The sequence below is a fragment of the Vibrio genomosp. F10 str. ZF-129 genome, assembly GCF_000287055.2.
In the GTDB taxonomy this organism is placed as follows: domain Bacteria; phylum Pseudomonadota; class Gammaproteobacteria; order Enterobacterales; family Vibrionaceae; genus Vibrio.
This window is the reverse complement of record NZ_AJYQ02000115.1, coordinates 1-12,190: the sequence shown is the minus strand read 5'-3', so window position 1 is coordinate 12,190 and position 12,190 is coordinate 1. Positions and strand designations below refer to the sequence as shown.

10 protein-coding genes are annotated in these 12,190 nt (G+C 45.0%); 8 read left to right on the top strand and 2 right to left on the bottom strand.

All coding sequences use genetic code 11. The features are described 5' to 3' along the window. The first annotated feature begins 162 nt into the window (after window positions 1-162). Window positions 163-1,248 (top strand): chorismate synthase, encoded by a 1,086-nt coding sequence (aroC, locus tag A1QO_RS14710; protein WP_017036021.1) that lies wholly within the window; start codon window positions 163-165, stop codon window positions 1,246-1,248. 110 nt (window positions 1,249-1,358) lie between these two features. On the opposite strand, the gene A1QO_RS14705 is transcribed toward aroC, so the two are convergent. Further along, window positions 1,359-1,982 carry a trimeric intracellular cation channel family protein gene (locus A1QO_RS14705; RefSeq protein WP_017036022.1) on the bottom strand — a complete coding sequence of 208 codons (624 nt, stop codon included), beginning with the start codon at window positions 1,980-1,982 and terminating at the stop codon, window positions 1,359-1,361. 225 nt (window positions 1,983-2,207) lie between these two features. Between A1QO_RS14705 and A1QO_RS14700 the strand changes: the two genes are divergently transcribed. The 3 genes from A1QO_RS14700 (at window position 2,208) to A1QO_RS14690 (ending at window position 3,697) form a co-directional block, all read left to right on the top strand. Then, window positions 2,208-2,747 carry an elongation factor P hydroxylase gene (locus A1QO_RS14700; RefSeq protein ID WP_017036023.1) on the top strand — a complete coding sequence of 180 codons (540 nt, stop codon included), beginning with the start codon at window positions 2,208-2,210 and terminating at the stop codon, window positions 2,745-2,747. Between the two features lie 9 nt (window positions 2,748-2,756). Further along, complete coding sequence (locus A1QO_RS14695; protein WP_017036024.1) at window positions 2,757-3,020, top strand: YfcL family protein; 264 nt, start codon at window positions 2,757-2,759, stop codon at window positions 3,018-3,020. Between the two features lie 152 nt (window positions 3,021-3,172). Further along, entirely contained in the window at window positions 3,173-3,697 is a 525-nt protein-coding gene (locus tag A1QO_RS14690) for an NADPH-dependent FMN reductase (protein ID WP_017039271.1), read from the top strand. Between the two features lie 79 nt (window positions 3,698-3,776). On the opposite strand, the gene mnmC is transcribed toward A1QO_RS14690, so the two are convergent. Then, window positions 3,777-5,843: a bifunctional tRNA (5-methylaminomethyl-2-thiouridine)(34)-methyltransferase MnmD/FAD-dependent 5-carboxymethylaminomethyl-2-thiouridine(34) oxidoreductase MnmC gene (mnmC, locus tag A1QO_RS14685; protein WP_017039272.1), complete on the bottom strand. Its 2,067-nt coding sequence runs from the start codon at window positions 5,841-5,843 to the stop codon at window positions 3,777-3,779. 127 nt (window positions 5,844-5,970) lie between these two features. On the opposite strand from mnmC, the gene fabB reads away from it, so the two are divergent. The 4 genes from fabB to A1QO_RS14665 all read left to right on the top strand — a co-directional run. After that, window positions 5,971-7,182, top strand: coding sequence for a beta-ketoacyl-ACP synthase I (gene fabB / locus A1QO_RS14680; protein ID WP_017036027.1), 1,212 nt, complete (start codon window positions 5,971-5,973; stop codon window positions 7,180-7,182). 277 nt (window positions 7,183-7,459) lie between these two features. After that, window positions 7,460-8,605: a 4-phosphoerythronate dehydrogenase gene (locus tag A1QO_RS14675; protein WP_017036029.1), complete on the top strand. Its 1,146-nt coding sequence runs from the start codon at window positions 7,460-7,462 to the stop codon at window positions 8,603-8,605. Continuing rightward, on the top strand, window positions 8,589-9,602 hold the full coding sequence (locus tag A1QO_RS14670) for an aspartate-semialdehyde dehydrogenase (RefSeq protein WP_017036030.1): 1,014 nt from the start codon (window positions 8,589-8,591) through the stop codon (window positions 9,600-9,602). The genes A1QO_RS14675 and A1QO_RS14670 overlap by 17 nt, the downstream gene beginning before the upstream one ends. A gap of 208 nt (window positions 9,603-9,810) precedes the next feature. Continuing rightward, on the top strand, window positions 9,811-12,190 hold a 2,380-nt coding region (locus A1QO_RS14665), incomplete at its 3' end, for a FimV/HubP family polar landmark protein (RefSeq protein WP_017041074.1).

The window sequence follows — 12,190 nt, the reverse complement described above, 5'->3', positions numbered from 1 at the left end:
TTCTGATCACTGACTTACTGTGATTGGTATTATTGTTGGTACAAAATAGTCAATTAGCTTAGTTTTAGGGGTTTACATCAAACCGTAATAAAGCCACTATGAAATAACTAAGAATTGAAGTGTAAAGCCCACTATACAGGGCAGTATGAGGTTGAGGACGCAATGGCAGGAAACAGTATCGGACAACATTTCCGCGTGACGACATTCGGAGAAAGTCACGGTATCGCACTAGGATGTATTATAGATGGATGCCCACCAGGACTAGAAATTACTGAAGAAGATCTACAAAAGGATTTAGACCGTCGTCGTCCGGGTACTTCTCGTTATACCACTGCACGTCGTGAAGCCGATGAAGTGAAAATTTTATCGGGTGTATTTGAAGGCCAAACGACAGGCACTTCTATTGGTCTTTTAATTGAAAATACCGACCAACGCTCAAAAGACTATTCAGAAATTAAAGATAAGTTCCGTCCAGGTCACGCTGATTACACTTACCACCAAAAATATGGAGTACGTGATTATCGTGGTGGAGGCCGCTCTTCGGCTCGTGAAACGGCTATGCGCGTCGCAGCAGGAGCAGTTGCTAAGAAATACTTGAAGCAAGAGTTTGGTGTTGAAATTCAAGCGTATCTCTCGCAAATGGGTGATATTTCAATCGATAAAGTCGACTGGAATGAAATCGAAAACAACGCGTTCTTTTGCCCAGATGCCGATAAGGTACCAGAGTTTGATCAAATGATTCGTGATCTTCTAAAAGAAGGAAACTCAATCGGGGCGAAGATCCAAGTTGTCGCGACTAAAGTGCCGGTGGGACTTGGTGAGCCAATTTTTGATCGATTAGACGCAGACATTGCTCACGCACTCATGAGTATTAACGCCGTGAAAGGGGTGGAAATTGGTGATGGCTTTGATGTCGTCAGCCAGAAAGGCAGCGAACACCGTGATCCATTAACTCCGGAAGGTTTCAGCAGTAATCACGCGGGTGGTATTTTAGGTGGGATCTCTACAGGACAAGACATTGTGGCAAGTATTGCACTTAAGCCAACGTCTAGTATTACCGTTCCTGGTGACACCATAACCAAAGACGGCGAAGCCACTCAGCTGATCACTAAAGGTCGACACGATCCTTGTGTTGGTATTCGCGCCGTGCCGATTGCCGAAGCGATGTTAGCGATTGTATTGCTCGATCACCTTCTTCGTCATCGTGGTCAAAACTTTGGTGTAACGACTGAAACGCCGAAGATCTAATACAGAGTAAATGAAGTAAATCAAGGGTTGGCATAGGCTAACCCTTTTTTTTTGCGTTTTTATAATCATGGCGATTTAAGCCAACAGAGACATTAAAGCCAACAGAGAAATTAGTGCAAAGAGCCTTCACCTTCTAAATGAAATGAAGGCAAGCGCCACTTGAAGTGAACGGCTGCCATTCTTACGCAATAACCGATGACGATAGTAATGATGGTGGCGGTAATATCACTCACTCCGAACTCCAGTAATGTGAGATAAACGCCCGAAGCCAATAGCGCCACCGAGGCGTAAAGTTCTTCATGCAGCACTAGCGGAGTTTGTCGGCAAATTAAATCACGCAGCAAGCCCCCAAACACGCCAGTCACCAATGCAGACACCATACAAATTCCGGGATGAAGACCCATGCTCATGGCGACTTTAGTGCCAATGATGCTAAACACGACTAACCCCAGAGCATCCAAACGTATAAATAGCCCTTTCAGTTTTATGACCCATTTTGCTAACCCCGTGGTAATCACTCCGGCAATGCATGTAATGGCTAAAAACTCAGGGTTCTCGACCCAACCGAGTGGGTAGTGACCGAGTAAAATATCTCTGACTGTACCGCCACCAATGGCCGTGGCGCTGGCAACTAACATCACCCCAAACCAGTCCATTTTTTGTTTTCCGGCGCTGAGTGCACCTGTCATGGCTTCAGCCGTGATGCCAATAATGTACAAAACACTGAGTAGCATTGCATTATCTCTCGTTAAATAGAACACCCTGAATGCGGGGGTTGTCAGATAAAAATGAAGCGAGAGTTTAGAGCCAAATGTGATTGGTGACGAATGAAAAATTGTACCTCAAAGGCGGGCTTCAGATTAGCTATAGTAATGCTTTTTACATTCTAAGTAGCGCTTTACCTTACGCATAAAACAAAGCAAAATACGTGCGTTAACCGCTATCTTTATTAAAGTGCCATGACCCATCCAAAACACACGTATCAAGACTTAATTGCCCTCTTTAATGATACTTTTTTTGACGCCTACAATACCAAACTAGAACTTGGTGGCGATGAGCCGATCTATCTGCCAGCAGACGAGCAAACACCACATCATCGTATTGTGTTTGCGCGCGGTTTTTACGCCTCAGCGCTGCATGAAATAGCACACTGGTGCGTAGCAGGACCAAAGCGTCGGTTATTGGAAGATTTTGGCTACTGGTACGAACCGGATGGGCGGACAAGACAGGTGCAGGCGGAATTTGAAAAAGTCGAAGTGCGTCCGCAGGCTTACGAGTGGATCATAGCGAAAAGTGCAGGCTTTCCTTTTACCGTCAGCTGTGACAATCTACACGGCGATTTTGAACCCGATCGCTTAGCCTTTATGAATACGGTTCATAAAGAAGTGATGGGCATTTTGAAGCAAGGGCTACCTGAACGAGTCATGATGCTCTCTGAAGCCCTTCGTCAGTATTATCAAGTTGAGCCGTTATGTGCTGACCAATTTATCGTTAAATAAGAGATAACAATGATTATAGAATTTGAAGAAAAGCTAATAGAGTTGATTGATGCACGTATTGAATCTGCTTCTGACGACGAGCTGTTCGCAGGTGGGTATTTACGAGGCCACATTTCATTGTCAGCCGCTTCATGTGAAGAAGATAACATTGACGATATAACGGAGTTGAAAACTCGAATAGTTCAAAGCCTTGAAGAAGCAAAAACTGAGCTCACACCCGCTGATCGAGTGATTGTGAATGATTTATGGATTGAGCTAACGGATCAGTTGTAGAGCGCAGCAGTTTTAGAGAGCATCAGTTGTAGACAATATGCAGCGAGCCCTTGTTCAATGTTTCTGAATAACTTGTTAAGCACATTGCGGTTGTTTGAAAGGACAATTCGGTTATTCTCTGTAGCAGATGTTTACGAATAAGGAACAACGTCATGAAAATTATCGCCTTCGGTGCAAGTACCAGCTCTACGTCCATCAACAAAACGCTCGCGACGTATACGGCTAACTTAGTAGAAAACGTTGAAGTAGAAGTGCTTGATCTCAATGATTACTCGGTTCCTATGTTCAGTGAAGATGTAGAAAAAGAGATAGGTAAAGCGGAAGGCGCTCTGCGCTTTATTCACGATTTATCTCGAGCTAATGCCTTTGTTATCTCATTTGCTGAGCACAATGGTCATTACCCTGCGGCATACAAAAACTTGTTTGATTGGGCGACTCGTATCAAGCGTGATGTCTTTGCTGATAAACCCGCTGTATACCTTGCTACTTCACCGGGCCCAGGTGGTGCAAAAAGTGTATTAGCAGCGGCTACTGGCTCTGCGCCGTATTTTGGTGGCAATGTCGTAGCATCAGTTTCTGTACCGAACTTTTACGAAAATTTTGACGTTGGGACAGGTGCGATAACCAACGATGATATCGTCGCTCAACTGAAAGATGCGGTCAGTAAGCTTAGCTAATTGACTTGATCCTTCCAAATAACGATTCAAGAGTAAAGCCCGAAACGTACTAAGCGATTCGGGCTTTTTGCTTTTGGGATTAAGTCTTCTTATCAGCTACCCAGCCAGCCGTCAGTGCTTTTCCTTTCCTTAAACGCCTTACCCACATTCGGCTTGGATGAATCGCTTCAAGAACATCAACAGGCAGTGGTAAAGGATCGCCACAGATTTGTGATGCCAGTACTTCCGCCAGTAATGGAGCGGAGCTTAACCCGCGAGAGCCTAAACCAACAAAGCAATAGAGATTTGGGTAGCTTGTGACAGGTTGAACACTGTTAAGGGAGTCTCTTTTAGGATTGAAATTATGGAGGTTTTGATACTGTTCAGTAATGGCGTCAAAGTGGCCTACATTTCCCACAAACGGAAGATGGTCGCGGCTAACACTGCGTATGCCTTGTCGAGATTGATTGCTACTGGTATCAACCTCGTTGGCCCATTCTTGTTTTGGCAGGCATGTGGCTAACCGTTGACCATTGTGCACTTGTACTTCACCATCAAAATCTTGATTGATATTGCTCTTATCGTAGTTAGCCCCAATGCAGTGGTGCCCGTTCTTTGGATTTTGTGGTGTCAAATACCCATCGAAGCATAAGACCGTTTTTAGTTTACTCAAATTCTCTGTTGTTGGCACATGGCTGACCTGACCTTTGACTGGGGTCAAGGGAATGGCCTTAGTCGGTTCTAATGCACTGAACTTATGCCCATTGGCGACGACCACTTGGTGGTGGTGAGTGGTCACAACACCAGTAGGCGTCGTTATGGTCAGTGCCCATTTTTGATCCGATTCCACCCAAGAGATTGAATCTACATGGTGCTCATAATACACCGTCAAGGCGCGTTCTTCTTCAAGCTGGTTTAGCAAACCTTGGGTTAATTGTAATGGGCTTACCCAGCCTCCAAGTGGAAAGTGAACGCTTTCCATATCGGTGTCTAGGCCTACGGTTTGGTTAGTTTGCTGAGCGTCTTGTCTGGTGATCAAGTCGGTATGAAAGTGACCTGCGAGCACGCGTTCGAGTTTTTTACGTGATGCATCGTTCCACATAAGGATATTGACACCACACCAGTCATGGTCAAAGGCTATGTTTTTGCTTGACTGATTAATAAATTGACGGGCAAACAACAAGCCTGGCCCAAAGACACGAGATACATTGGATTTTGCTTCGCTCAGAAGTGGATAAATCGCCCCCTGATTGTTGCCAGATGCATTGCCTGCCGCGGCTTTATGTTCATTATATAGGGTCAGCGTTTTATTCCGTCTTGCGAGTGTTTTGGCCAAGGCGGCACTGGCTATGCCTCCCCCAATTATTGCAATATCCTCGTGGTGGCTAGGCTCTGATAAAGCAAACCATGGCTTAATGTTGCTGGCTGGAACCTTAATTGGTAAATGGCCCGCAATCATTTCTCGCTTAGTGCCAAAACCTTTCACTTTCTTCATTTCAAACCCCGCTTCAATCAGCCCTCTACGAACGAAGCCGGCTGCTGTGAATGTGGCGCAGGTACAATCTTGTTTGGCCAGCACGGCCATGCCATTGAACAGATCTTGATTCCACATTTCTGGGTTTTTGCTTGGGGCGAAACCATCTAGGAACCATGCATCCACTAGCCCTAGTTTCGGAGTGGGTACGAGTGGCATACACTCTTTGATATCGCCAAACCACAAGTCGAGTGTGACCGCACCATCGTCTAAAACAATACGATGACATTCTGGGACGGCAATAGGGTAGTATTGCTGTAACTTCTCTGCATATTGAGCCAACTCAGGCCATGCTTGGTGAGCTTTGATAAGATCAGCGATCGTGATCGGGTATTTTTCAAAACTCACAAAATGCAATTCTTTTACTGCGGACTCGGGGTGCTGTTGTCGAAAGGCATCAAATCGGTGCCAAGCCGCTAGAAAGTTCAAGCCAGTGCCGAATCCGGTTTCTGCAATAACAAAGCGTCGCTGATTAAGGTTTTTCCAGCGAACGTCAAGGTTGTTTTGATCAAGAAAGACATACCGAGACTCTTCAAGGCCATTTGCGTTGGAAAAATAAACATCATCGAACTGGTCAGAAACAGGTGTTCCCGTCTCATTCCATGCGATCTGAGCGTGAGTTATTGAAGTCATAAAGATTGAAATTCGCAGTGTTGGGCCATATATAGAAAGAGATTGTACGAATTTATAGGAAAGCTGACCACTTTTGTTGGCCTTCTTAGTTATTATCTAGCAGAATTTTGAATTATAGGAATGTCACATGAAACGAGTCGTAATCACCGGTATGGGTATTGTTTCAAGTATCGGTAACAACGTCGAAGAAGTTTTAGCGTCTTTAAAAGCAGGTAAATCAGGTATCACAGCTTCAGAACAGTTCAAAGAAAATGGCTTACGTTCTCAAGTTTGGGGTAACCTTAAAATGACGCCTGCAGACCATATTGATCGCAAAAAAATGCGATTTATGGGTGATGCGGCAGCGTTTGCATACCTTTCTATGGAACAAGCCGTTGCGGATTCTGGTTTGACTGAAGACCAGGTTTCAAACGAGCGTACTGGTATTGTAGCAGGCTCAGGTGGCGCATCGTCATTGAACCAGGTCAACGCGGTCGATATTCTTCGTAACAAGGGCGTTAAACGTGTTGGACCTTACATGGTTCCGCGTACCATGGCTTCAACGGTTTCTGCGTGTTTAGCAACGCCGTTTAAAATCCGCGGTGTTAACTACTCAATGAGTTCCGCTTGTGCAACATCAGCGCACTGTATCGGTCACGCTATGGAGCTTATCCAACTTGGCAAACAAGATGTCGTTTTTGCTGGTGGTGGTGAAGAGCTAGATTGGTCTCTGACCATGATGTTTGATGCAATGGGTGCACTTTCTTCTAAGTACAATGACACACCAGAGCAAGCTTCTCGCACTTACGATGCAGACCGTGACGGTTTTGTAATTTCTGGCGGTGGCGGTATGCTCGTGGTCGAAGAGTTAGAGCATGCTTTAGCTCGTGGCGCGAAAATTTACGGTGAAATCGTGGGTTACGGCGCGACGTCTGACGGCTACGACATGGTTGCTCCTTCAGGTGAAGGCGCAGTGCGTTGTATGAAGATGGCCATGCAAGATGTCGATGGTGTTGATTATGTGAACACTCACGGCACTTCGACACCAGTTGGTGACGTGAAAGAGCTTGGCGCTATTCAAGAAGTCTTTGGCGGAAACAGCCCTGCAATATCAGCAACAAAAGCGATGACAGGTCACGCACTTGGTGCCGCTGGTGTCCATGAAGCGATTTACTCAACGCTAATGTTAGAGCACGGATTCATCGCTCCTAGCATTAACGTTTCAAACCTAGACGAAGCCGCTGAAGGCCTTGATATCGTGACTGAAACACGTGAACAGGCGCTCACTACGGTGATGTCTAACAGCTTTGGTTTTGGTGGTACGAACGCAACATTGGTGATAAAAAAATACCAAGGTTAGGCTCAATCCACGAAAACTAATAACTGAATGACGCTCAAGTGAGCGCACCAGTTTCCAGAGCTGACCGCCTTAGTTGATAAGACGGTTGAACAGACGCAAATTTTGTCCCACGGAGAGCGGGACAAATTCCTTTTGTTCTGGATGTTTCGCCCGATTCCTTTTGGAGTCGGGCATTTTTATTTCTGCTCGACAGAAGCATTGGTTTACACAAGCTTTAGTTTTAAGCACAATCACTTGAATCATTTTCTTTGTTTTTTAGTTCATTACGGTTACCACTATGAAAATTCTCATTGATGAAAATATGCCTTACGCACAACAGCTGTTTAGCCAGTTGGGTGAGGTGATACTCAAGCCCGGCAGAACGTTAACCGCAGAGGATCTGGTTGATATTGATGCGTTAATGATTCGCTCGGTAACAAAGGTCAATGAAGGCCTGATTGCCAAGGCCAATAAGCTTAAGTTTGTGGGCACCGCAACTGCTGGGATGGACCACGTTGATCAACCGCTATTGGAATCGAAAGGTATTCAATTTACCGCAGCCCCTGGTTGTAACAAGGTAGGCGTTGCGGAATACGTTGTCAGTGTGATGATGGTATTGGCTCAGCAACATGGCTTTTCAATCTTTGATAAAACGGTTGGGATTATTGGCGCCGGGCAAGTAGGCAGTTATTTAGCGCGGTGTTTGGAAGGCATCGGTATCCAAGTGCTGATTAACGACCCTCCTAAACAAGAACAAGGGGACTCTCGAGCATTCACCCCATTAAACGACTTGCTCGATACTGCGGATATCATCTCTCTCCATACGCCAATCACGACAGATGGCGAACATCCTACGCACCACTTGATTAACGACGCTATACTTCAACGTCTTAGAGCGGATCAAATTCTGATTAATGCTGCACGAGGGCCGATTGTTGATAATCAAGCGTTAAAACAGCGTTTACAGCGTCAAGATGGCTTCGTTGCCGCGCTTGATGTATTCGAATTTGAACCGAAAGTTGATATGGATCTGCTTCCTCTGTTAGCATTCGCCACCCCGCATGTGGCTGGTTACGGTTTAGAAGGAAAAGCCCGCGGCACGACAATGATATTTAATTCGTACTGTCAGTTTTTAGGCAACACATTAGAAGCCGATGCTCCCGATTTATTACCCGATGCGCCAATTTCTCAATTAAAGTTAGAACGCGAATGGGATGAAGCAACACTGAATAATATTACCCAGTTGATATATGATGTACGCAGAGATGACGCAGTTTTTCGTCGTGAAATTGCGCAACCGGGTTCGTTTGATTTAATGCGAAAGCAGTATTGGGACCGCCGTGAATACAGTGCGGTCACGTTAGTTGGTGGTGAAGATTGCAATCTACAACCACTGGCTGATCTAGGTTTTAACGTTGAGGTAAGTAATGAGCCAACAATTTAATGTTGCGATATTAGGCGCAACAGGTGCAGTCGGTGAAACGATCATCGAAGTATTGAAAGAGCGTGAGTTTCCGGTTGGAGAGCTGTACTTGCTTGCCAGTGAGCGCAGCGAAGGTAAAACATATCGCTTTAATGGTAAAACAGTAAGAGTACAAAACGTCGAAGATTTCGATTGGTCTCAAGTGCATCTTGCTCTTTTCTCGGCAGGTGGAGACTTGTCTGAGAAGTGGGCGCCAATTGCGGCAGACGAAGGTGTGATTGTTATCGACAATACCTCTAAGTTTCGATACGAATACGACATCCCACTTGTTGTTCCAGAAGTCAACCCAGAGGCGATTGCTGAATTTCGTAACCGTAATATCATAGCTAACCCAAACTGTTCAACCATTCAAATGGTGGTGGCATTAAAGCCTATTCATGATGAAGTGGGTCTTGAGCGCATTAACGTTTCAACTTATCAGTCAGTCTCTGGCGCGGGTAAAGCAGGTATTGATGAACTGGCGGGGCAAACAGCAAAACTGCTCAATGGTCAGCCAGCAGATACGTCGGCATTCTCTAAACAAATCGCATTTAACTGTATTCCTCAAATTGATGAGTTTACAGAGAATGGCTACACTCGCGAAGAGATGAAAATGGTATGGGAAACGCAGAAAATCTTCAATGATTCCTCTATCACCATCAATCCAACCTGTGTTCGAGTTCCGGTTTTTTATGGCCACGCAGAATCTTTGCACATAGAAACACGCTCACCGATTGGTGCTGAGCAAGCTATTGAATTGCTAGAAAGTACCGATGGCATCGAAGTATTCCAAGGCAATGAGTTCCCAACTCAGGTTGTCGATGCAAATGGTAAAGATCACGTCATGGTAGGGCGTATCCGTAACGATATTAGCCACCACAGCGGAATCAACATGTGGGTAGTTGCAGATAATGTGCGTAAAGGCGCAGCGACAAATGCGGTTCAAATCGCTGAACTCTTAATCAGAGATTACCTTTAGTCTCACCTTGCTGTGAATATTAGAGCCTCACCACTGTGTGAGGCTTTTTCATTGATTGGGTCTAATTCGACCAGAAATCTGTGAGATTCCTGCTAATATTCCATCCGCCACACATTTTTTGCCTCTCATCCTATAGTTTTACTCGGTTTATCCGATATATTTAACAGATCATAACTTTTTTCTCATAAGCACAAAACTGAGCCTTTATATGCGTCAAATTTTAAAACGACTATTATTGCCGTTAGCAATAGTTGCCGTGACTCAGACTTCTATCGTTAGTGCAGAAAGCATTCGCCTGAAAGGTCCAAACGGTGAGGTACAACCCTCTCCCCAGTTTTCGGAACAAATCACACGTTCACGCAGCAGTGAACCTGCTCAATTTTATGGGCCTACCACTGGCACAGACACGCTATGGAGAATAGCATCTCAAGTTAAGCCTTCCCCTAATTTGTCAGTTCAACAAACGTTGTTGGCTATTTATCAATTAAACCCCCGTGCATTTGAAGACCAAAATATTCACAGTTTGATTCCGGGGAGCAATTTACGCATTCCATCATTAGCCCAAGTGCAAAACGTTTCTACGCAAGAAGCGGTGAATGTGATGGCCGCACACCAGGCCAAGCTCACCGGTAAGCTTACACCAACATCGGTAGAGGTAGCGGCTGCTAACCCCACTCCAGAAAAAGAAACAAAAGCCCCGATTGATGTTAAGACTAACAGCACCGACAATCAGACAAAGGTCGTCGACCCAACAACGCCCGTTTCACCAGCACCAGCGATAAAAGACACACAAGTTGAAATGCTGAAAAATGAGTTGGACCTTTCTGAAAGCGAATTGATGGCTCTAGAAGAAAAAAATCACAAATTACGCTTAATGCTGTCTGAAGTTCAATTAGAAGTGGATGGCCTAAAAGATGAACTTGGTGATGAAAATAGAATTCGCTCAGAAGTAGAAAAACTACTTCAAGAAGAGCGTGACAGACTGGCAGAGCAGCAAAAGCTAAAACCATCGCTTTTGGATCAATTATTAGCGAATAACCTGTTTGTTGCAGCGATGGCGATCATACCTGGGCTTATCATTGGGTTGATTGTTATTTTGTTGATTGGTCGTCGTTCGAAGAAAAATGAACAGGAAGAGTCTGCTGTCACTCAAGAGTCTCCAGTATCTCAAGCGCCTGTTGTCCCACCTTCAAACTTGGATGAGAGCATCGACGATGATCTCCTGCTTGATGATGACCTGTTTAGTGATAATGATGAGATAGAGCCAGAGTTTTCTGATGACATTGATTTAGACGATTCGAACGCTGAAGACGATATATTCGCGGGCTTAGATGACGATGATTTAGATTTCAGCCTAGAAGATGAAGATGGATCCGATCCGTTTGCAGACATCGCTGATAATGGCGATCTCGATGCTGATATTGAGGATATAGATACAAGCTCAAACGGCATCAGTGTCAATGCTGATGATAAAGCTCTTGGGCTCGAGGAGATGGAGCGAGCGCTGGATGAAGCCTCAACCGATGAATCCAATGATGACGATGCTTTTGACCTGTCTGATGACGGCGAAATGTCTCAGGATGATATCGAGGCTCTATTATCTGGCGATCAAGAGACCGAAGACCTCGCTGACGATGAATTAGATCAATCGTTACTCGATGAGCTACTCAGTGAAGCCGCCGATGACGCTGACAGTGATGATACATTTGATATCGATTCGCTATTGGAAGAGTCCGCGGATGATTTCAATCTCGATGTGGAAGATCCATCTAATGATGATATCGACGATATATTGGCGTCAGTAGAGACAGAGGATGAGTTTGATTTAAGCGATGCACCGCTTGCCAGTGATAGTGAAATCGATGATCTGTTTGCGCAGATTGAGTCTCAAGCCGATCTCGAATCGTTAGAGCAGCAATCTATTGATGAAACTGCTTTGCTCGATGAACTTTTAGAAGAAGATCAAGAGATTGACGTTAGTTCTGACAGTACCGACTTATTGGATGACCTGTTGTCTGAGTCGGATGCTGCAAGTACAGCAGAAGATTCAGAGGATATTGATATCAGTTCTGACAGCACGGATCTGCTCGATGAGCTGTTGTCTGAATCCGATGATGAGAGCGAGCTTGATATACGTGACGAGTCGACACAGACCCTTGATGAAGTAATTAATGGAAGTGATGAACTCGATAGCGACCCGATAGAAATCGAAGACGACAGTATCGATCTATTGGACGAGTTGATTGACTCGGCTGACTCGACCCCGACTCTAGATGAAACTGAAACATTAGATGAATTGCTGGCGTCGAGCGATGATCTTGAATCCGATGGTACAGAACTGTTTGATGAACTATTAGAGATTGAACAGCAAGGGTTAGAAAGTGATAGTGAACGTGATGCTCAAGTCGACGCGATGGAAGATTCGTCGAGAGAAGAACAGCAGACTGAAGAACAGCCAATAGAAGAGCAAGCGATAGAGGATGAGCAGGACAATCTTATTGCTGATGATCTACCGGCACCAGACGTTGTGGAAACGGATATTGCTGAGAACAATGCTAAAGAACAAGAACAAGAACAAGAACAAGAAC